We start from the raw sequence: 21,793 nt of genomic DNA, 5'->3' as shown, positions 1-21,793 counted from the left end.
AACCAACAAGCCCGGCTGTTGGGTGGAGCTGGTAGAAAGGATGGAATAAGAACTTTGAAACAATATTTTGTTATTGGCAGTTACACGGAACCAATTTTATTTGGAACAGGTGAAGTATTTCAAGGAAAAGGAAAGGGAATTTCATTCTGTACATTTGAAGACGGCAAGATAGAAATAAAAAAAGAAATTGCAGTCAAAAATCCTTCTTTCCTATGTGTAGATGAGATAAATAAAAAGATTTATGCAGTTAATGAGATGAAAGAATATCTGGGAAAGACCGGCGGCGGTATGACCCAGCTCACTTATGATGAAGAAGGCAATATGAGCATAGAAGGTAGCTGGAATACTTATGGGGAAGACCCATGTCATATTGCGATTGGGCCAAACGGACAATTTGCTGCTATAGCTAATTATTCCAGTGGCTCCGTGACTGTGTATCCAATTGATGAAAAAGGAAATGTTAAAAATGATTGCCAGTTATTTAAACATGAGGGAAGCAGTATTCATCAGTCACGCCAGGAAAGGCCCCATGCACATAGCTGTATTTTTGCACCGGATCAGGAATCGCTTTATGTCTCTGATCTGGGAATTGATAAGCTTGTGGCATATCGATATGAAGGAAGCGTTGCATATACTGAGGATAGCGCTTCGGTTCGTGTGCCTGCAGGAAGCGGCCCCAGATACGGAGAGTTCGGAAAAGATGGGAAGCATTTCTATTTGATTAATGAAATTAGTTCGCAGGTAATGCATTTTACATATGTTGACGGCAAGATGGAATTTCAGAATGCCGTAAATACACTTCCATCGGATTTTACCGGGAACAACACATGTTCTGACCTTCATATTACTCCAGATGGAAAATTTCTCTATGCATCGAATCGTGGACATGATAGTCTGGCTTGCTATCAAATCGAAGAGGATGGAAGTCTGACATTCGTCGAAAGACAATTCTGCGGTGGAAAAACGCCTCGGAATTTTGCAATTGACCTGACTGGAGCGTATATTTTAGTTGGCAATCAAGACAGTGATACAATCACAGTTTTTGAAATCAAAGAAAATGGTCATATGAATCAGGTAAATCAGATAAATACCGGGGCGCCGGTGTGCATCCGATTTTTCCGGATGTAATTAGTGGAAATGGCAAAAGCCTGTATAACAATAGCAATCTTATAAAGAAAACGACTGGTCTGTCAACATTTGAAGACTGGTCTTTTTTTGCGTGAGTCCAATTTTGCGCAATGGGGAAATTGATAATTGTACACAACGGTTGTAGATAAGGGGATAGTGCAATGGTATAATTTGCACATAACAAATTGCTTGATTATTACCGGTAAATGATAAGCATTAAAGGAGGTTACATTTGAAAAAGGATATGTTATTTCGGGACCTGGTTCAGCTGGACTTAGAAGCGGCGGACCAGACCGAAGTATTTAAACGGATGGCAGACATTCTGTTTAAAAGAGGATTTGTGAAAGAAACTTATCTGGAGTCACTAAAGGTAAGGGAAGAAAGCTATCCCACAGCACTACCCATTAAGCCCTATCCGGTTGCCATTCCCCATACAGATATCAGCCAGATCATCCGGCCGTTTATTGCTCCTATTCGGCTGAAAGAAGCTGTTGAATGGAGGGAAATGGCAAACAATGATGAAGTCCATCAAGTCAGATTTATATTTATGCTGGGATTTTTAAAATCAGATGAACACATCGATCTGCTGCAGATATTGGTGGAGAATTTTCAGAATGAGGAATTAATGGAGCGTTTAAACAATGCCAAAACAGCAGATGAATACTTTGAGCTGGTCTGCGGCATCAAGGGTATGGAATCGTAAGGATCCGTATGAAATCAGAGGAGGGTTTTGACCATGGGAATCAGAGTTATTGTAGCCTGCGGAAGCGGAGTGGCTACTTCACAGACAGTAGCAAGCAAGGTAAACCGCATGTTAAAGGAAAAGAAAGTGGATGCTTTAGTGGAGGCAGTGGATTTAAAGTCTGTTGACCGTTATATGGACGGCAGCGCAGCCTATATTACCATAGTAAAAAATGCCAAGGAATATCCGATTCCTGTGATCAATGGAATCGCATTTCTCACAGGCATTGGGAAAGACCAGGAGTTTGATAAACTGCTGAAAGCAATCGCGGACTACAAAAAGATGAATCTATAAATTTAGAGTTTGTAAAATAAGGAGGTAAAGAGGATGCAGATGTTAGCAAATACTGTAAATTTCTTTCTGGGGCTTGGGGCTGCTGTATTTGTACCGGTAATCATTATCATAGCCGGGTTAATTGTTAAAATGAAAGTAAAAGACGCTGTTTCATCAGGCATAACCCTTGGTGTAGCATTTTCCGGAATGAGCATGCTGATCAACTACATGACCGGAGTGATCACACCGGCAGCAACTGCCATGTTAAAGTTTTCCGGTATTGATCTTCCCATTACCGATGGGGGCTGGACCACAATGTCCACGATTTCCTGGTCCTGGCCTTATGCATTTTTGATGTTTCCCCTTTTAATCGTCATTAATATTATCATGCTGGCCATGAACAAGACGGATACCTTTAATGCAGATTTATGGAATGTATGGGGTAAAATCTTTACGGCTGTTGCAGTATACTACATAACCGGCAATGTAATCGTGGCGTTTGTCGTTGCGGCAGTTCAGGTGGTTTTTGAACTGAAATCCGCTGATTTCCATCAGCACCGTATCAGTAAGCTTTCCGGTATTCCGGGAGTCACCTGTACTCATAAGATGGTTTTTCTTACGGCACCTATGTATATTGTAGACTGTATCCTTCGGAAGATTCCTGGACTTAATAAATCATTTAATGCAGAGGATTTAAAAGAAAAGCTAGGTATTTTTGCGGAAAATCATATTTTGGGATTCCTTTTAGGAATTATTTTCGGAGCTTTGGCAAGGTACGATTTAGCAGGGATATTAACTCTTGGAGTACAGTGTGCCACTGCCCTCACCTTATTCCCGGTGATCTCAAAATACTTCATGCAGGCTTTGGAGCCGATCTCCAATGCGGTTTCAGAATTTATGCAGAGCAAATTTGCAGACAGAGAGATGTATGTAGGTTTAGACTGGCCGTTTCTTGGCGGGGCCAATGAGATTTGGCTGGCTGTTATCTGGACGGTGCCAGTGACCCTTATTATGTCCTTTATCCTTCCCGGCAATAAGATCTTACCTTTTGCGGGTATCATTAATATTGCCATTGCAGTACCAGCATACCTGGTGTGCAGGGGAAACATCCTGCGCATGCTGATTCAATGTACCATTTTTACACCGGTATTTTTATGGGTGGGTACTGCCTTTGCTCCCTTTATGACAGAGCTGGCAAATACCACAAAAGCGGTGGAGCTTGCGCCTGGGCAGATGATTTCAAACTCAAGCATTGACGGCCCTATATTTACTTATGCATTTTCACACGCAGTAAAGGCGCTGCAGGGAGATTTCCTTCCGTTAATTATTCTGGTTCTGTGGATTGCGTCCTTTGTACTCTATTCAAGAAGCCTGATTCAGGAAAAGAAGGAAGACCTGGCAAAGGAAAGAGCGTAACATGAAAATCGGCCAACGGAATTGCTTGATTTTGAAAGAAATTATTAATCATAGTGCATCTGTTACGGGAAAGGCTCTGGAAGCAAAATTGCATCTGTCAAGAAAACAACTGGAGTATGGGATTACTAGAATTAATGAATATCTGGAGGAACAGCAGCTGCCGATTCTGGAACGGGTGAATAACGGGAGGATTCTCATCCCAAATGAGATCATAGAACAACTGGATTTCACCCGTCTGGAACAGGAAAATCAGGATGTCTGGCTTTCCAGGGATGAGCGGGGAGATATCATACAGCTGATGCTGCTTTCAAAACAGCAGGAACTTTCGCTGCAGCATTTCATAACTGAGTTAAAGGCCAGTAAAAATACCGTACTTTCGGATTTAAAGCGCTTAAAGGATGAACTGCCTGATTCAAGCATTCAACTTACATACAGCAGGGTAAAAGGCTACCAGCTTGAAGGCCGGGAATATGATTTGAGGCAGCGGCTGTTTCTGGTACTGCGAAATATTTTGTCAGGACGTGGGCAGCAGGCAGCGGTTTTTCGGATCGGAAAGATCACTCAAAAGCAGATGGAGCATATGCGGAATATGACGGAAACCATTGAAGGAGAATTGAAGACCCGTTTTACGGACGAAATGATCGAAGTGAACCGGTGCTTTTTCGCCCTGGTGCTGAGGCGGATCCGGGACGGTATGGCTTTAGATATAGTTCCGGAAACCTTCCGTCATGTGGCAGGAACAAAGGAATATATGGTGATCAAATCCTGCCTGTCTGCCGAGGGGGTAAACAGCATTCAGGAAACAATGTACTTTACCGCCCATATCCAGAGCATGAAGATCAACACCCATTTGGAGGCTGTTGCAGGGCAGGAAGAGGTTTATCAGGCAGTGGAGGAAACCATCCGCAATTTTGAGCGGATCGCCTGCATTTGCTTTGAGAATAAAGAGAATACCTTACATTTGCTCATGAACCACAGCCTGCCTGCCCTGTACCGCATCAGATATAATTTTCATATAGGCCCCGATATTTCCGAATACGTACTTCCTGCTTACCAGGAAGTACATGACATGGTGAAAAAGTCTGTGACGCCTCTGGAAAAAATAATCGGAATGTCATTTCCGGAAAGTGAACTTGTTTATATTACCCTGATTTTTATTGCCCAGACCAGCAGAGAGGATGAGGAAGAGAAAACAGACAGACGCCCAAGGGCGGTGGTGGTATGCCAGAACGGTATTACAGTATCCCATTTTCTTCTGACCTCATTAAAGCACACCTTTCCGGAAATCGACTTTCTGAACTATATGTCGGCGCGCCAATTCTATCAGTACGAGGAAGACTTTGACCTGGTATTTACGACAGCGTCCTTAAAGACATCAAAAAAACAATTTGTGATTGAACCTTTGCTGGACAAGGAAAGAAGAAAGAAGCTTCGTAAAAATGTATTTGATAGCCTGAAAAGTTCAGGGGAGATCTTTCCCCAGGTAGAGACTATCCTCCAAATCATAAAAAAGCATACAAATGAAAGTGTGTTTCAGAAGCTGAGAATGGAAATTGACTCATACATGGTACAGTCTGACCGGAGAGAAGGAGAAACCATAGAGAAAAGGAAACCGGAACTAAGGGAATTGCTGACAAGATCCAACATCAGGATCATTAAGGAACGCATGGGCTGGAAGGAAGCCATAGAATTTGCAGCAGTTCCCCTGCTTTATAAAAATATTATCAAATACCAATATGTTGAAACGATTATCTCTAATATTATCGAACATCAGCAGATCATGCTAATTGCAGACCATGTCATGATTGCTCATGCTGGAATCGATGCAGGAGTATATGATGTAGGATTATCCATGCTTTTGCTTCCTCAGAACATAATGGTGCATGATTACATGGAGGTAAAGGTGATTTTTGTACTGGCAACTCCGGATTATGAGAGCCATTTGGCAGCGTTAAACCAGTTAATCAATATTTTAGAAGATGAAAAGAAGCTGGCTTCCATAAAGGAGGCAAAGACAGCAGATGATATTTTGGAATTACTGCAGCTGGTCTGCGAAAATGAAGAAGAAAAGAGGAGATTAGAATGCTTGAAACATTAAAAAAGGATGTGTGTGAAATTGCAAAACGTGCTCAGAGAGATGGTTTGTGTAAGCATAAGTCCGGAAATTTCAGTGCAAGGGATTTAGTAACCGGTTATGTAATCATTACTCCAACTAGCGTTGACCGGGACTTGCTGACTCCAAGGGATATGGTAGTTATGGATCTGGAGGCCAGGGTTATTGAAAACTTGTCTGGCTTAAGGCCGACCAGCGAAACCCTGATGCATCTTATGATCTACCGGCAGAGACCTAAAGCAGCGGCAATTGCCCATACACACTCTGCCTATGCCACTGCATTTGCCTTACTAAACAAGCCGATTCCGGCAGTTGTGTATGAAGTGGCTAACTTAGGCCTGACAAAAGCCCGCGTCCCTGTTGCTCCCTATGGACGTCCGGGAACCACTGGACTGGCGGACAGCGTCATTGAAAGCTGCCTGGAGGCAGATTGCTTTTTACTGGAAAAGCATGGAGCCGTTGCGTTGGATGAACGTGATGTTTATGAAGCATTTTTAAAGGCCGCTTATATTGAAGAACTGGCAGAATTATATTATCTGGCATTGACAGCAGGCGGAGGAAAAGAGCCGGTTGGCTTTGCTCAGGAGGAGCTGCAGCGGTGGGAATATCCGAAAGAGATTTCGTTTTCCAATGAAAGATAAGGAGGAAATTGATCTTTGAAGCTGTATCTGATCCGGCATGGACGGCAATGTGTTAAACGATGCAATGTGGATGTGCCCATTTCGGAAGAAGGGATCCGCCAGGTTTAATGATTATGCCCATTTGGAGCCATATCCGGAGCTGCTTCGCAGTGCTTGGGGAGTAAAGGAAAATTAGGTAGATCTGAACCATAGAAAGAAAGGGATTATATGAAAAAGATTATCAATAGTGCGGACGCGTTCGTGCAGGATACCATGGAAGGCATTATCTGTGCATATGGTGATAAGGTGAAGCTGTTACATAATGATTATCATGTGCTGGTTTCCAATTATCCGGTCAAGGAGGGGAAGGTCGGCGTAGTAACAGCAGGGGGAAGCGGACATCTTCCGGTATTTTTAGGATATGTTGGGAAAGGGCTGCTGGACGGCTGTGCAGTAGGGGAAGTCTTTGCTTCCCCGGCAGCGGCTAAGATGGCTGACATGATCCGCGCCTGTGACAGGGGAAATGGCGTGCTGTGTTTATACGGAAACTATAACGGCGACCGCTTTAATTTCAATATGGCTTGTGAGGAAGTGGAATTTGACGATATTCAAACAAAAGCAGTACTTGTAAAGGATGATGTTGCCAGCTCTTCCCAGGAAAATGCAGAGAAGCGCCGGGGTGTTGCAGGCATGGTATATGCCTTTAAAATAGCGGGAGCAGCAGCCGATAACAGGAGGAACTTAGAGGAAGTGGCGGATGTAACAGCCAAAGCCTTAAACAACATTCGTTCTATGGGCGTTGCCCTGTCTCCCTGCATTGTTCCCAAGGCTGGAAAACCGACCTTTTCCATAGCAGATGATAAGATTGAGATTGGAATGGGGATTCATGGAGAAGCGGGTATTGAGGTGAGGAAGATGATGACCGCCGACGAAATAGCAGAAACGCTGGTGAATACGATCACGAAGGATATGCCTTTGAAAGACGGGGACGAAGTGTCCGTAATGGTCAATGGCCTTGGTGGAACCCCCTTGGAGGAACAGTTAATTGTGTACAGAAAAGTGCATCAGATCCTTTCCCGTTCAGGAGTCAGCATTGTAATGCCCCACATAGGGGAATATGCTACATCTATGGAAATGGCCGGCCTTTCTGTAACGATATTTAAACTGGATCAGGAATTAAAGGAATTGCTTCTGGCTCCGGCAGAAACTCCGTTCTATACAAATGCAAATAAATAGGGGGAATAAGCATGAATCGGGAATCAGTAAAAGGAATCCTGGAAGCGGTCAGTAAGGAAATGTCTGTAAACCGGGATTATCTGGTGGAACTGGATCAGGTAAACGGGGATGGGGACCTAGGAATTTCTATGGAGGACGGCTACCGGGCAGTGGTGGAATTTTTAAAAACTGCGGAGGAAAAGGATCTTGGGAAACTTTTCCTGGCATGCGGCAAGGTGTTCAATGCCTCCGCCCCATCTTCCTTGGGAACGATCACTTCTTTTGGCTTTATGGGCTTAGCAAAAGCGTTAAAGGGAAAAGAAGTGGCGAGCTTTGAAGAGGCAGCCGGGGCGTTGCTTGCGGCAGTGGAAAACATCATGGAAAAGGCGGAATCAAAGGTGGGAGAGAAGACCATTCTTGATTCCCTGTATCCGGGAGCAGAGGCCCTGGTTTCATATGCATCTGATCCTGAAATGGCAGTAATAGAAGCGGAGAAGGCAGCAGGACAGGGTTCAGAAGCCACACGGCAGATGCGGGCAGTCCATGGACGTGCCGCTTATTCGGCAGATCGAAGCATTGGCATTTTAGACGGCGGTTCGGTTGTTGGAACGTTGATATTTAAGGGGATTGCCAGTTATTATGGGGCTAAGTAAAAAAATATTATGATCAGGGGAGTATTGATGTGGAAGCGTGAAACCGGCATTGCCGGTTTCGCGCTTTTAATCATGGATGCCGAGATTCGGGCTTACATTAGGATTAACGGTATCCTGCTCATCGGCCACAACTGCCCTTGTACTTGCTGAAGGAATGTACTATAATGTTAGGAGGCCATGGGCATTAGGAATTAAGGAGATATTGGCATATGGGAAATGAATCAAATATAAAGTTTACTGACCACATCGGATTTCACATGCTTTTGGCTGCAATAGGCGGATTAATGGATGCTTATTCTTATGTTGACAGAGGCAATGTATTTGCCACCGGCCAGACAGGAAATTTCGTTCTGGCTGCAATTCGTTTCCTCTCAAAGGATTATAAAGGCATGGGGCAGGCATTTGTACCCATCGGAGCGTTCTGGCTGGGGGTTTTTCTCGCAAGGCATATTTTTTATAAAATTTATAAAGAAAAACACACCCATTGGATATCGGGTATTTTGTTTCTGGAAATTGCCGTATTGTTTTTGGTCGGCTTCATTCCTCACACCCTGCCACACCTGTTTGCCAATACAGCGGTTTCATTTGCCGCTGCGGTGCAATTTTGTACCTTCCGGAACTTTGGAGGAAATGCCGCCTATGCGCCGGTTTTTTGTACGGGAAATATGCGTTCCTGTGCGGAAATGTATTATGAAGGTTTTGTCAGAAAGGATAAAATGTGCCGGAGAAGAGCATATCATTACACAGGAATCTTGTTGGCCTTTTTCACCGGAGCCCTTACTGGGGGCTGGCTATCCTACCGGTTGGGAGAAAAGGCGATTTGGATGGCCTGTGTGCTGCTTTTGGTATCCTGGATAACCGTTGGTATAGAAAAGAAAGGACAAAAAGCTGGCCAGCCTCTGCTTTAGTAAAGAAAGAGATTCCAGCTACGGATGCCGGGTAGCCTATTTCTGTGTTCTATGAGTTTTTCCAAGTCCGGATCCCCACAGGTAATTTTGGAGTTGATTAATCACCGAAAGTATCCTATAATTATGCAAAGTATCATTAAGAATGGTTCGTTGGGGAAAACGAAGCGGCCGCAATGTCAGGCAACCGCTGGTTTTCATTGACAGCTTTACAACAGATATCTACTAAATAGATGCATAAACTGCAAATAAAAAAAGGAATGACCATGAGAAAATTAGCACTAAGCGATGAGATTTTATTGAGAATTGAAAAACCGGCCCGCTATATCGGCGGCGAGGTAAATATGGTAAAAAAAGACCAGTCTGCCGTAGACATCCGCTTTGCCATGTGTTTCCCGGATGTATATGAGATTGGGATGTCCCACTTAGGAATGCAGATTTTATATGATATGTTTAACCGTAGAGAGGATATTTACTGTGAGCGCATTTTTTCCCCCTGGACGGATTTAGATCAGATTATGAGGGAGCAGCATATTCCTCTTTTTGCTTTGGAATCCCAGGATCCTATTAAGGAATTTGATTTTATTGGAATTACCCTTCAATATGAAATGTGTTATACAAACATCCTCCAGGTTCTTGATTTGGGACAAATTCCCCTTCACTGGGAGGACCGGTCAGAGGAAGATCCTATTATCATTGGCGGAGGCCCGTGTGCCTACAATCCTGAGCCTTTGGCGGAATTCTTTGACATGTTCTACATCGGCGAAGGAGAAACCGTTTATTTTGAGCTTATGGACCGTTATAAGGAAAATAAGAAGAATGGAGGAACCCGCCGGGAATTTCTGGAGATGGCTTCAGAGATTGATGGTATCTACGTACCGGCTTTTTATGATGTATCCTATCATGAGGATGGAACCATAGAGAGCATGAAGCCCAACAATCCCCATGCAAAGGAAAAGGTAACGAAGCAGTTAGTTGTAACCATGGATGAGGCTTATTACATTGAAAAGCCGGTGGTTCCTTTTATCAAGGTAACTCAGGACCGGGTGGTCTTAGAGGTCATGAGAGGCTGCATCAGGGGCTGCCGTTTCTGTCAGGCCGGTAATGTTTACCGTCCACTAAGGGAACACAGTCTGGAATACTTAAAAGACTATGCCAGCAAGCTCTTAAAGAGTACCGGGCATGAAGAAATTTCCCTAAGCTCTTTAAGCTCCAGTGACTATAGCCATTTAGAGGGAATTGTAAATTTCCTGATTGATGAATTTAAGGACAAGGGAGTCAATATTTCTCTGCCTTCCCTTCGTATCGATGCTTTTTCCCTTGATGTCATGAGCAAGGTACAGGATATCAGAAAGAGCAGCTTAACCTTTGCACCAGAGGCGGGTTCCCAAAGACTTCGTGATGTTATTAACAAAGGACTGACAGAAGAGATCATCTTAAAAGGTGCGGGAGAAGCCTTTCAGGGCGGCTGGAACCGGGTAAAGCTTTACTTTATGCTGGGGCTTCCTACAGAAACTGTAGAGGATATGGAAGGGATAGCAGAACTGTCGGAAAAGGTGGCGGAAGTCTACTATGAAATTCCAAAGGATCAAAGAAATGGAAAGGTCCAGGTAGTAGCAAGTTCTTCCTTCTTTGTTCCAAAGCCATTTACCCCGTTCCAGTGGGCAAGGATGTGCACAAAAGAAGAATTTTTGGAAAGAGCTTATATCGTTAAAGATAAATTCAAGAAGATGCTGAATCAAAAGAGCTTAAAATATAATTATCACGAAGCTGACTTGACGGTTCTGGAAGGTGTTTTGGCACGCGGTGACAGAAAAGTCTCCTCCCTGATTGAAGAGGTTTATAAAAACGGCGCCTTGTATGATTCCTGGTCCGAACATTTTAAAAATGATATCTGGATGAAAGCTTTTGAAACCTGCGGCCTTGATGAGGATTTCTATACGGTCAGGGAAAGGGATTTAGAGGAAGTGTTCCCCTGGGACTTTATTGATGCAGGCGTATCAAAAGAATTTTTAAAGAGAGAATGGCAGAATGCCATCAATGCGAAAGTCACCCCCAACTGCAGGGAAAGATGTTCCGGCTGTGGGGCTATGAATTTCAAGGGAGGAGTCTGCTATGAAACTGAGATTTAAATTTTCCAAGCAAGGCCCGGTCAAATTCGTAGGCCACCTGGATGTGATGCGTTATTTTCAGAAGGCTATGAGAAGGGCCGGGATTGATATCAAATACAGCGAAGGCTTCAGCCCTCATCAGATCATGTCCTTTGCAGCACCTTTAGGAGTGGGCCTTACCAGCAATGGAGAATACATGGATATTGAAGTGAATTCCATGGAGGATTGCAAAACCATGGTGAGCCAGTTAAATGAAGTAATGGCTGAGGGAATCCAGATCATGGAATGCCATATCCTTGATGAACGGGCGAAAAACGCCATGTCTCTTGTTGCTGCCGCAGACTATACACTGACGTTCCGGGAGGGAAAGCAGCCAAACGATTTGGAGGCATTTCTAAACGGCCTTTCGGATTTTATGGGACAGGAACATATTCTTATCATCAAAAAAACTAAAAAAGGCGAAAGAGAAATAGACTTAAAAGCTTTTATCTATGAACTCTCGGTTCATGGAGAGACGATCTTCATGAAGATATCTGCCGGAAGCGCAGATAATTTAAAGCCTGAGCTGGTGATGGAAGCTTATTACCAGTGGCTTGGACAGACCTGCCCGGAGTTTGCCTTCCAGATTCAGAGAGAAGAGGTTTACGGAAACAACGGAGATGAGGAACATAGAAAGCTTGTGCCTTTGGGGCTTATAGGAGAATCCCTTGAATAAGTTAATCATAACAAGATGGAACGGCTCGGTCATCACACTTCTCCAGTCAGGAAAAGAGACGGTTCAGGTCAACATTGAACCGGAAGAAAACCAGTCCGTTTTGGGAAATATCTATATAGGAAAAGTAAATCATATCGTTAAAAATATCAATGCGGCATTTGTAGATATAGGTGGGGGACAGATGGGATATTTAAGTCTGTCTGACGCCAATATCCTCTTTGTGGATCAGAGGCCTTATAACGGCAGGCTTCGTCAGGGCGATGAAATCATCGTCCAGGTAGAACGGGATGCGGTGAAGACAAAGGCTCCGGTTCTCACTGGAAATTTAAATGTTACCGGCCGCTATTTTGTACTGACCTCCGGAAAGAAACAGATTGGCTTTTCAACCAAGATCACGGATCAGTCATGGAAACAGGAGATGAAGTCTTATCTGGAATCCAGGAAGGATGAAGACTTTGGCATGATTGTCCGCACCAATGCCTATAAGGTTCCAAAAGAGGAACTGGAATCGGAACTGATCCAGTTAATGGATTCATTTAAAGAGATGCTGGACAATGCAAAGCACAGAACCTGCTACAGCCTTCTGTACAGCTCAGCCCCTTCCTACTTGACCGGTTTAAGGGACAGCCTTAAATCTTCCCTGGAAGCAGTCATTACCGATGAACCGGATATATACGAGGCTATAAAAGATTATCTCACCCAGTGCCAGCCGGAGGACCTGGGGCTTCTTACAAAGTATGAGGATCATTTGCTTCCATTAGGAAAGCTATACCGGATAGAAAAGACTATGGATGAAGCTTTAGGGAAAAGGGTATGGCTGAAATCAGGTGGTTACCTGGTCATTGAACCCACGGAAGCTCTGGTAGTCATTGATGTAAATACAGGTAAATATTCCGGAAAAAAAGAACTCAGGGAAACGATCAAAAAGGTTAACTTAGAGGCGGCTGAAGAAATCGGGCATCAGCTTCGGCTCAGAAATTTATCCGGTATCATTATTATTGATTTTATTGATATGGAAGCAGAAGAAGACAGGCGTATGCTTATGGAACGTCTCGAAGGGATTCTGTCCAAAGATCCGGTCAAAACGACCGTTGTTGAAATGACAAAATTAAATCTGGTGGAAGTGACCAGAAAAAAAATAAGAAAGCCTCTTTATGAGCAGGCATTGCAGATGAAGGAGAAGGTTTCGTTATGAAAATCATAATCGTGGGTTGCGGTAAGGTAGGTGCAACCCTGGCAGAACAGCTGAACAATGAGCATCATGATATTATGCTCATTGATAAAAGCGCAGATGTCATTAACTCTATTACGGAGAGAATCGACGTCATGGGCGTCGTGGGAAATGGGGCAGTTTATAAAGTACAGATGGAGGCAGGGATTCAGGAGACAGACCTTTTAATTGCCACAACTAATTCTGACGAGCTGAATATGCTATGTTGCCTGATTGCGAAGAAGGCAGGAGACTGCCATACCATTGCCAGGATCCGTAATCCGGAATATCACTCTGAAATCAACTATATCAGGGAAGAGCTTGGACTTTCCCTGGCTATTAATCCGGAGATGGCTGCAGCCATGGAAATCGCCAGGCTGCTCCGGTTTCCGTCTGCAATCAAAATTGATACGTTTGCCAAAGGAAGGATTGAAATTTTAAAATTCCTGGTGCCGGATCATTCCATCCTCCACAACATGAAGGTGCGGGAGGTCCTTTCAAAGCTTCATTGCAATGTGCTGATCTGCGCCATTGAGCATGGCAGTGAAGTCATCATCCCTAGCGGGGAATCCGTCGTGATGGCTGGAGATAAAATCTCGTTTATCGCATCGCCTGCAGAAGCCAACGAGTTCTTCAAACAGGCAGGGATTGATAACAATACAATTCGGACAGTCATGATGGTAGGCGGCGGAAAGATTACATATTATGTTGCAAAATTGCTGGAAAGTACAAAGATTAACGTAAAGATACTGGAGCAGAATATGGAACGCTGCAATGAGCTGAGCGAGCTTCTTCCAAAGGCTATGGTCATTCATGGAGATGCCTCTAATCAGGAACTGCTGCTTCAGGAAGGAATCGGGCAGATCGATGCCTTCGCTTCTCTTACCGGTTTTGACGAGGAGAACATCATGCTATCTCTTTATGCAGCAAGCCAGTCCAAGGCAAAACTTATTACAAAAGTAAACCGGATCGCTTTTGAAAATGTCATTGATTCCATGAATTTAGGCAGTGTGATTTATCCCAAACTCATCACAAGTGAAACCATTCTCCAATATGTCCGCGCCATGCAGAATTCCATGGGGAGCAATGTGGAGACCCTCTATAAAATTGTAGCGGACCGGGCGGAAGCTTTGGAATTCCGTGTTGCAAATGAGCCAAGTATCGTAGGGATTCCACTTGAAAAGCTTGAGCTTAAAAATAATCTTCTTGTGGCCTTTATTAACCGGAAGGGGAGGTTTATCAGCCCCCGCGGAAAAGATACCCTGGAAGAAGGTGACCGGGTGATCGTAGTCACCACAGTGACCGGGCTTAATGACTTAAAGGACATACTAAGGTAGAAAAGGCGAAAAGGCAATGAATAAAAAAGTTATCATCTATCTGATGGGCTGGATTTTAAATATTGAGGCAGTTTTCATGTTGCTGCCGTGTATCACTGCATTGATCTTCAGAGAAACCAGCGGTTATTGGTTTCTGGCAGTTATGGCAGTCTGCGGAAGCATTGGAATTATATTTACACGAAAAAAACCTGAAAACATGGTTTTCTTTGCAAAAGAAGGTTTTGTTTCCGTTGCACTAAGCTGGATTGTCTTAAGCTTTTTTGGGGCAATGCCCTTTTATTTAAGTGGGGAGATCCCTAGATTTGAAGATGCCATGTTTGAGGTGATTTCCGGCTTTACGACAACTGGATCCAGTATTTTAACGGATGTGGAATCTCTTTCCCAATGCATGATTATGTGGAGGAGCTTTACCCACTGGATTGGCGGTATGGGGGTTCTGGTATTTATTTTATCCATCCTGCCTCTTGCAGGCGGTTATAATATGTATATTATGAAGGCAGAAAGCCCTGGCCCTTCCGTAGGGAAACTGGTGCCAAGGGTGCGGTCCACCGCTAAAATCCTTTATACAATCTATTTATTTATGACGGTGCTGCAGATTATTCTTCTGCTGATAGGAGGTATGCCGCTGTTTGACTCCCTGGCAATCAGCTTCGGAACAGCAGGTACCGGCGGATTTGGAATTAAAAACAGCAGTATGGCTTTTTATGACAGTTACTACCTGCAGGGAGTTGTTACCGTATTTATGATTTTATTCGGTATAAACTTTAATGTGTATCACCTGCTTTTAACCCGCCATCCCAAAGAAGCCTTCCGATGTGAGGAAGCCAGGGCATATCTTGGAATCATTACAGCGTCTGTTTTATTTATTACCTTTAATATCCGCGGCAGCTTTGGAAGTCTGTTTTCCGCGTTTCATCATGCGGCCTTCCAGGTGGCCTCGATTATTACAACAACGGGCTATTCAACCGTTGACTTTGATTTATGGCCGGAATTTTCAAAAGGGATTCTGGTTGCTCTCATGTTTATCGGTGCATGTGCAGGAAGTACGGGCGGAGGTTTTAAAGTATCAAGAGTCGTCATTCTTTTAAAGGCTGTAAAAAAAGAACTGGGATCCTTGATCCATCCCAGAAGCGTAAAGGTATTAAAGCTGGATGGAAAGCCCATTGAACATAATGTACTCCGGTCTATCAATACATTTTTATGTGCTTACATCGTAATTTTTACGTTCTCTGTCCTGATTGTCAGTCTGGATAACTTTGATTTTGCTACTAATTTTACTGCTGTTGCAGCAACCTTTAATAACATAGGACCAGGACTTGCAGGAGCAGGACCTCTCCAGAACTTCTCTAATTTTTCTGCTTTGTCTAAATATGTCATGATGTTTGACATGCTTGCGGGACGTTTGGAGGTATTCCCATTGTTATTGATTTTTGCACCTTCTACATGGAAAAATAGTTAAAAAAAGATTAGGCCGCAGATATTTTGCGGCCTTAATGCGTGGAGAGAGTAATGAAATGCTACAGGATTCCCGTTGTGCCTTTTTCTGGAAGATTCTCATATCTGTTTCCGTTATGATTGCCGCAGTAGATTCCTTTCTTTATAGGTGAGAATAAAAAGCCAAGGACGCAGCCTAACAGAAATGCTGACAGGATTGACAATCGCTTTTCAGGTAAACTCCATTCTCTGTTAAAAAAGTTTTTCATAGTTTGATCTCCTTTCGTTCGCTTATGAACATGTTAAGCGCTGTAATCCGAACGCTCCTTATACTGATAGCATGTTTATGACAGAGGCTGGTAAATATGTGATTATTTATGCCCAGCTGAATCTATTCGTATCCCCTTGTTTTATTTGATGGCTTCTATTATACTGGACACCAGAAACAAATACAAGGAAAAGCCTTGCTGCAGGCGGAAAAACTGATTATTTTTTATTTAAAAGATATTGACAGAACAGTTTAGGAATGATATATTAATAAAGTATGCCGCACAATGAGGTTGAAAAGTTTCCATTTGTATGGAACACCACAGTTGGCGAGTAATGATAATAGGAGGTGCCATATGTACGCGATTATTGCAACAGGTGGAAAGCAGTACAAAGTAGCGGAAGGCGATATCATTAAAGTGGAAAAGCTTGGTGTTGACGCTGGCGAAGCTGTCACATTTGACCAAGTACTTGTTGTTAACAATGGTGAATTAGCAGTTGGTTGCCCAACCGTAGCAGGTGCTACCGTAACAGGTACAGTTGTGAAGGAAGGCAAAGCTAAGAAGGTTATTGTTTACAAGTATAAGAGAAAATCCGGATACCATAAGAAAAATGGTCACAGACAGTCTTATACTCAGGTTAAGATCGAAAAGATCAATGCTTAATTATGATAAGAGTAACCGTATTGGTTGATTCAGAACAGCATTATACAGGAATCCAGATGTTAGGACATGCCGGTTTATCTGATGATCATCAGGAAGGACAGGAACTTGTCTGTGCTGCGGTGTCAGCACTTACATTTAATATGACCAACAGCGTGGAACAGTTTACTGAAGATTCCTTTGAAGTAGACCAGGAAGAGAAGTCAGGTGCTTTTCATTTCCGTTTTACATCAAATATCAGTTCAGGATCACAACTCCTTATGAACTCTTTGGTATTGGGCTTACAAGATATTGAAGAAGAGTATGGAGAACCATATATTAAAATCCGATTTAAGGAGGTGTAAGTAATGTTAAGAATGAACCTTCAATTTTTCGCTCATAAAAAGGGTGTTGGTTCTACCAAGAACGGTAGAGATTCCGAGGCTAAGAGATTAGGTGCCAAGAGAGCTGACGGTCAGTTCGTGTTAGCAGGCAATATTCTTTATAGACAGCGCGGAACTCACATTCATCCAGGCATCAACGTAGGCCGTGGCGGTGATGATACATTATTCGCTTTAGTGGATGGCGTTGTAAGATTTGAGAGAAAAGGCAGAGACAAAAAGCAGGTTTCTGTTTATCCAAAAGCAATTAACGAATAATTGGACCGGCTTCATACCTTAGACGTATGGAGCCGTTTTTTAAAATACAGGACCTGTCTGGCTGCCTGTATTCAAAAATTCGCTGCTCATGCTCAATTTAGGGTTGAACCCTTTAAGAAAGGGGCTTAACCCTTTAAAGGAAGGGTTAAACCCTAATTTTAATCGAAAAGAAAGGTAACAGGTGAATGAATGTTTGCCGATAGAGCAAAAATATTTATAAGGTCCGGAAAAGGCGGTGACGGTCATGTCAGTTTCCGCAGGGAAATTTATGTTCCGTGCGGCGGTCCTGACGGCGGTGACGGCGGCCGCGGCGGTGATATTATATTTGAGGTAGATGAAGGCCTTAACACATTAAGTGATTTCCGGCATATTCACAAATATACCGCACAGGACGGGGAATCAGGCGGAAAACGCCGATGCCATGGAAAAGACGGCGGAAACCTGGTGATCAAAGTTCCGGAAGGCACAGTGCTCAAGGATTTTGAGTCCGGAAAAGTTATTGCCGATATGTCCGGCGAGAACCGCAGGGAAGTTATATTAAGAGGTGGCAAAGGCGGACAGGGGAATATGCATTATGCAACTCCTACCATGCAGGCCCCCAAATATGCCCAGCCTGGCCAGCCTTGCCAGGAACTTTGGGTACAGCTTGAATTAAAGGTGATTGCGGATGTAGGTCTAGTTGGTTTTCCAAACGTTGGAAAATCCACACTTCTTTCCAGAGTCAGCAATGCAAGGCCTAAAATAGCCAATTATCATTTTACAACCTTGAACCCACATTTAGGCGTTGTGGATATGGATGGAGGAAAGGGCTTTGTTATGGCTGATATTCCAGGGCTTATTGAGGGCGCTTCTGAGGGTGTTGGATTAGGACATGATTTTCTCCGTCATATTGAGCGGACAAGAGTCCTGGTTCATGTGGTGGATGCCGCATCTACGGAAGGAAGAGATCCTATTGCGGATATCCATGCAATCAATAAGGAGCTGAAGGCTTATAATCCGGAATTGATGGAACGTCCTCAAATCATTGCAGCCAATAAGACTGATGCGATATTTGATGACGGTGAAGATCCGGTTGAAAAGCTTAAGGCGGAATTTGAACCCCAGGGTGTTAAGGTTTATCCTATATCTGCAGTAAGCGGTAAGGGAGTAAAAGAATTGTTATATGCTATCTATGAATTGCTTCAGACTGTGAATTTAAGTCCGATTATATTTGAAAAGGAATTCGATGTTAAGAGCCTGGGGGATGCACTTCTTCCTTATTCTGTGGAAGTAACAGAAGATGGAGTTTACGTGGTAGAAGGTCCCCGTATTGAAAAGATGTTAGGCTATACGAATCTGGAATCAGAAAAAGGTTTTACCTTCTTCCAGAAATTCTTAAAAGAAAACGGAATTTTAGATGAGCTGGAACAGGCGGGAATTGAAGAAGGAGATACGGTCCGCATGTATGGTCTTGAATTTGACTATTACAAATAGCAGAGGAGAATAATATGACAAGTAAGCAGAGATCCTATTTAAAGGGATTGGCGATGAATATAGATCCTATCTTCCAGATTGGAAAGTCCAGCCTGACACCTGAGATCACCAATGGGGTTGCAGAGGCACTGGAAGCCAGAGAATTAATAAAGATTACGGTACTAAAGAATTGCCTGGATGATGGAAGCAGTATTGCTGAAGTATTAGCAGAGAGAACTCACTCCGAGGTCGTTCAGGTGATCGGAAGAAAGATTATCCTTTATAAGCAGGCGAAAGAGGAAAACAAAAGGAAGATCGTGCTTCCAAAATAATCCTGTTTCATTTTTGGGTCAGGGAGTCGAAGATTATGGGTAGAATAGGCATTATGGGCGGTACGTTTGATCCAATCCACAATGGACATTTAATGATTGGCAGGCAGGCATATAAGGAATATGGCTTAAATGAAGTCTGGTATATGCCTTCCGGACATCCGCCTCATAAAAAGAACCGTAATGTGTCAGTACCGGCTACCCGTCTTGCCATGACAGAACTTGCCGTGAAAGATCATGAAGGCTTAGTCTGTTCGGATTTTGAAGTAAGGCGAACCGGAAATACGTATACGGCGCAGACGTTAAGATTACTGCACGAAGAATATCCGGAGCATTCTTTTTATTTCATCATTGGAGCTGATTCTTTATATGAGATTGAGAATTGGTATGAGCCGGACCAGGTGTTGACCCAGGCAGTCATATTGACTGCCCGGCGGGAATATGAGGAAGCGGACCGTCCCATGGACAGGCAGATAGCTTATCTGGCCAACAAGTATGGCGCGGATATCCGCACGCTTCACTGCGGGGAAATGGATATCTCTTCTGCAGAGCTACGCCGCATGATTGCCAGTGGGCAGTCCATATCAGACTATGTACCGCGGGAGGTCATCGAATATATTGAAGCCCACGGTTTATATCAGGAGTTGGAACCATGAAGGATCTTATCTTAGAGTTGAGAAATGATTTAAAGGGGAGTTTAACTCCTTCCAGGTTTGAGCATACGATCAGTGTATCATTTATTTGCACCGCATTGGCTATGCGCTATGGATGTGATTTAAATAAAGCGGAGCTGGCCGGCCTGCTTCATGATTGTGCCAAGCCTTATGGTGATGAAGATATTATTAAAAAATGCAAGAAACAAGATCTTCCATTGACTGACGACGAATTGAGGGCCCCGGTCGTACTCCATGCAAAATATGGGGCATGGCTTGCTGAGCATAAATACCGCATCAATGACGATGAGATCTTAAACGCGATCCGGTGGCATACCACCGGCAGAGCAGAGATGTCCATATTGGAAAAAATCGTTTTTACGGCGGATTATATTGAACCCAGACGCAACAGAGCGGTGAATCTGGCTCTTGTGCGGTCTGTAGCTTTTGTGGACTTAGATGAGTGTGTTTATCAGATCCTTAAGGAAACCTTGGATTATCTGGAAGGAAAAGGCAGTTTTGTGGACTCTATGTCAAAGCAGGCATATGCTTATTATAAGCAGGTTCACGAAGAAAAGAAGGGAGAACAAGGATGAATCAGTCAGTAGAGATGGTAAAAACCGCTTTTGCGGCTTTATCAGATAAAAAAGGGGAAGATATCAGAATTATTGATATCTGCAAAGTATCCGTAATGGCAGATTATTTTATTATTGCCAGCGGTAACAATGCAAATCAGGTACAGGCCATGGTTGACAATGTAGAGGAAGAACTTGGAAAAAAGGGATTTGTCTGCAAACAGATAGAGGGCTATCAGTCTGCTAACTGGATACTCATGGATTATGGTGATATCATTGTCCATGTATTTGATCGTGAAAATCGTTTGTTCTATGATCTGGAAAGAATCTGGAGAGATGGAAAGAAAATTGAGGCTGACGAATTGGAAGCTTTATCATAAGAATGGAATTTAATTGGGTAAAACGGCTTAACAGAATCTGTGAGCCGTTTTTTCATTGCAGTTTTTATTACAGTCTTATTGCAGTATGAAACTGCTAATATTCCTGCAAAATAAGTATCGTATCATTTGTGTCTTATTTATGTTTTATTTTATGCCTTGTTACAAGTCTTGTAATAATTGATAAATGAATGTTTTAGTCTGCTCAAGGTTTACATAAATTAATTATGTAAACCTTGAGACAAAATCACGTTTCTCAATTAAAAATCTCAATGAATTAAAAATCTCAATGAATCATTCTCAATGAATCCCCAAACGGAACAGACCGATTACTTTACCCAGGATCTCAACATTGTCTACAATAATCGGATCCATGGAATCATTCTCTGGCTGCAGGCGGTAATGTCCCTTTTCTTTAAAAAACCGTTTTACAGTTGCGGAATCATCAACCAATGCCACCACAATTTCGCCGTTATGGGCTGTCGGGCAGTGTTCAACAATAATCTGATCACCCTCAAGTATGCCTGCATTAATCATGCTGTTTCCCTTAACTTTTAACATGAAGGTCTCAGCGTTTGGAAGAATGTCAGCTGGTATGGGATAATAATTCTCAATGTTTTCCTCTGCATAAAGAGGTTGTCCGGCCGCTACGGTACCAAGAAGCGGAACGTTTACAACTTCCCTGCGAGTCAGCTGAAAGCAGTCGTCTATGATCTCAATGGTTCTGGGCTTGGTTGGGTCTCTTCTTATGTATCCTTTTTCTTCGAGCGTTTCCAGGTGAGAGTGAACGGATGATGTTGATTTTAAACAGACCGCTTCGCAAATCTCCCTGACTGCCGGTGGATAACCCTTCTTTAATATTGTTTCTTTTATATATTCCAAAATTTCCTGCTGTTTTGGGGTAATTCTCTCTTGCGCCATGGTACGGCCTCCTCAATCCTTATTCATTAAAACTATAGTAACATATG

24 protein-coding genes and 1 pseudogene are annotated in these 21,793 nt (G+C 43.2%); 23 read left to right on the top strand and 2 right to left on the bottom strand.

The genetic code is table 11. The features are described from left to right. Positions 1-54: 54 nt before the first annotated feature. From H171_RS08295 to H171_RS08225, 15 genes and pseudogenes are all read left to right on the top strand, one after another. Positions 55-1,128, top strand: coding sequence for a lactonase family protein (locus H171_RS08295; RefSeq protein WP_100304710.1), 1,074 nt, complete (start codon positions 55-57; stop codon positions 1,126-1,128). A 232-nt stretch (positions 1,129-1,360) separates the two neighbouring features. Then, entirely contained in the window at positions 1,361-1,831 is a 471-nt protein-coding gene (locus H171_RS08290) for a PTS sugar transporter subunit IIA (RefSeq protein WP_100304709.1), read from the top strand. A 33-nt stretch (positions 1,832-1,864) separates the two neighbouring features. Beyond that, on the top strand, positions 1,865-2,164 hold the full coding sequence (locus tag H171_RS08285; protein ID WP_100304708.1) for a PTS sugar transporter subunit IIB: 300 nt from the start codon (positions 1,865-1,867) through the stop codon (positions 2,162-2,164). Between the two features lie 33 nt (positions 2,165-2,197). After that, positions 2,198-3,559, top strand: coding sequence for a PTS galactitol transporter subunit IIC (locus H171_RS08280; RefSeq protein ID WP_100304707.1), 1,362 nt, complete (start codon positions 2,198-2,200; stop codon positions 3,557-3,559). A 1-nt stretch (position 3,560) separates the two neighbouring features. Then, positions 3,561-5,657 carry a BglG family transcription antiterminator gene (locus tag H171_RS08275; protein WP_100304706.1) on the top strand — a complete coding sequence of 699 codons (2,097 nt, stop codon included), beginning with the start codon at positions 3,561-3,563 and terminating at the stop codon, positions 5,655-5,657. After that, positions 5,642-6,313, top strand: a complete 672-nt coding sequence (locus H171_RS08270) for a class II aldolase/adducin family protein (RefSeq protein WP_100304705.1) — start codon at positions 5,642-5,644, stop codon at positions 6,311-6,313. Before H171_RS08275 ends, H171_RS08270 begins: the two co-directional genes overlap by 16 nt. A gap of 15 nt (positions 6,314-6,328) precedes the next feature. After that, positions 6,329-6,415: pseudogene (locus tag H171_RS24880) on the top strand (histidine phosphatase family protein); the annotation flags it as partial. Positions 6,416-6,520: 105 nt separating this feature from the next. Next, positions 6,521-7,528, top strand: a complete 1,008-nt coding sequence (locus tag H171_RS08260; protein WP_100304704.1) for a dihydroxyacetone kinase subunit DhaK — start codon at positions 6,521-6,523, stop codon at positions 7,526-7,528. Between the two features lie 11 nt (positions 7,529-7,539). Further along, positions 7,540-8,160 (top strand): dihydroxyacetone kinase subunit L, encoded by a 621-nt coding sequence (locus H171_RS08255; protein ID WP_100304703.1) that lies wholly within the window; start codon positions 7,540-7,542, stop codon positions 8,158-8,160. A gap of 209 nt (positions 8,161-8,369) precedes the next feature. Next, positions 8,370-9,068: a YoaK family protein gene (locus tag H171_RS08250; RefSeq protein WP_100304702.1), complete on the top strand. Its 699-nt coding sequence runs from the start codon at positions 8,370-8,372 to the stop codon at positions 9,066-9,068. A 263-nt stretch (positions 9,069-9,331) separates the two neighbouring features. Further along, positions 9,332-11,197 carry a TIGR03960 family B12-binding radical SAM protein gene (locus H171_RS08245; RefSeq protein WP_100304701.1) on the top strand — a complete coding sequence of 622 codons (1,866 nt, stop codon included), beginning with the start codon at positions 9,332-9,334 and terminating at the stop codon, positions 11,195-11,197. Further along, positions 11,181-11,891 carry a TIGR03936 family radical SAM-associated protein gene (locus H171_RS08240; protein ID WP_100304700.1) on the top strand — a complete coding sequence of 237 codons (711 nt, stop codon included), beginning with the start codon at positions 11,181-11,183 and terminating at the stop codon, positions 11,889-11,891. The genes H171_RS08245 and H171_RS08240 overlap by 17 nt, the downstream gene beginning before the upstream one ends. Continuing rightward, complete coding sequence (locus H171_RS08235) at positions 11,884-13,086, top strand: ribonuclease E/G (RefSeq protein ID WP_100304699.1); 1,203 nt, start codon at positions 11,884-11,886, stop codon at positions 13,084-13,086. Before H171_RS08240 ends, H171_RS08235 begins: the two co-directional genes overlap by 8 nt. Continuing rightward, positions 13,083-14,438 (top strand): Trk system potassium transporter TrkA, encoded by a 1,356-nt coding sequence (trkA, locus tag H171_RS08230; protein WP_100304698.1) that lies wholly within the window; start codon positions 13,083-13,085, stop codon positions 14,436-14,438. The genes H171_RS08235 and trkA overlap by 4 nt, the downstream gene beginning before the upstream one ends. A 16-nt stretch (positions 14,439-14,454) precedes the next feature. Next, a complete protein-coding gene (locus tag H171_RS08225; RefSeq protein ID WP_100304697.1) occupies positions 14,455-15,897 on the top strand; it encodes a TrkH family potassium uptake protein in 1,443 nt (480 codons plus the stop codon). A 58-nt stretch (positions 15,898-15,955) separates the two neighbouring features. Here H171_RS08225 and H171_RS08220 read toward each other — a convergent pair whose 3' ends face one another. Continuing rightward, positions 15,956-16,141, bottom strand: coding sequence for a hypothetical protein (locus H171_RS08220; RefSeq protein WP_100304696.1), 186 nt, complete (start codon positions 16,139-16,141; stop codon positions 15,956-15,958). A gap of 354 nt (positions 16,142-16,495) precedes the next feature. Here H171_RS08220 and rplU point away from each other — a divergent pair, with 354 nt between their 5' ends. The 8 genes from rplU (at position 16,496) to rsfS (ending at position 20,828) form a co-directional block, all read left to right on the top strand. Beyond that, positions 16,496-16,804 (top strand): 50S ribosomal protein L21, encoded by a 309-nt coding sequence (gene rplU, locus H171_RS08215; RefSeq protein WP_025233053.1) that lies wholly within the window; start codon positions 16,496-16,498, stop codon positions 16,802-16,804. 2 nt (positions 16,805-16,806) lie between these two features. Next, positions 16,807-17,145 carry a ribosomal-processing cysteine protease Prp gene (locus H171_RS08210; protein ID WP_100304695.1) on the top strand — a complete coding sequence of 113 codons (339 nt, stop codon included), beginning with the start codon at positions 16,807-16,809 and terminating at the stop codon, positions 17,143-17,145. A gap of 3 nt (positions 17,146-17,148) precedes the next feature. Continuing rightward, positions 17,149-17,439, top strand: a complete 291-nt coding sequence (gene rpmA / locus H171_RS08205) for a 50S ribosomal protein L27 (protein WP_025233055.1) — start codon at positions 17,149-17,151, stop codon at positions 17,437-17,439. 189 nt (positions 17,440-17,628) lie between these two features. Next, a complete protein-coding gene (gene obgE / locus H171_RS08200) occupies positions 17,629-18,912 on the top strand; it encodes a GTPase ObgE (protein WP_100304694.1) in 1,284 nt (427 codons plus the stop codon). Between the two features lie 14 nt (positions 18,913-18,926). Continuing rightward, entirely contained in the window at positions 18,927-19,223 is a 297-nt protein-coding gene (gene yhbY, locus H171_RS08195; protein WP_100304693.1) for a ribosome assembly RNA-binding protein YhbY, read from the top strand. Between the two features lie 35 nt (positions 19,224-19,258). After that, positions 19,259-19,876, top strand: coding sequence for a nicotinate-nucleotide adenylyltransferase (gene nadD / locus H171_RS08190; protein ID WP_100304692.1), 618 nt, complete (start codon positions 19,259-19,261; stop codon positions 19,874-19,876). Further along, positions 19,873-20,469 carry a bis(5'-nucleosyl)-tetraphosphatase (symmetrical) YqeK gene (gene yqeK / locus H171_RS08185; RefSeq protein ID WP_100304691.1) on the top strand — a complete coding sequence of 199 codons (597 nt, stop codon included), beginning with the start codon at positions 19,873-19,875 and terminating at the stop codon, positions 20,467-20,469. The genes nadD and yqeK overlap by 4 nt, the downstream gene beginning before the upstream one ends. Further along, positions 20,466-20,828, top strand: coding sequence for a ribosome silencing factor (gene rsfS / locus H171_RS08180; protein WP_100304690.1), 363 nt, complete (start codon positions 20,466-20,468; stop codon positions 20,826-20,828). The genes yqeK and rsfS overlap by 4 nt, the downstream gene beginning before the upstream one ends. A gap of 297 nt (positions 20,829-21,125) precedes the next feature. On the opposite strand, the gene lexA is transcribed toward rsfS, so the two are convergent. After that, positions 21,126-21,746, bottom strand: coding sequence for a transcriptional repressor LexA (lexA, locus tag H171_RS08175; protein WP_100304689.1), 621 nt, complete (start codon positions 21,744-21,746; stop codon positions 21,126-21,128). Positions 21,747-21,793: the final 47 nt, after the last annotated feature.

Origin of the sequence: [Clostridium] celerecrescens 18A (assembly GCF_002797975.1) — a bacterium.
Taxonomy (GTDB): domain Bacteria; phylum Bacillota; class Clostridia; order Lachnospirales; family Lachnospiraceae; genus Lacrimispora; species Lacrimispora celerecrescens.
The sequence above is the reverse complement of the archived record's forward strand: the minus strand, read 5'-3'. Positions and strand labels throughout refer to the sequence as shown.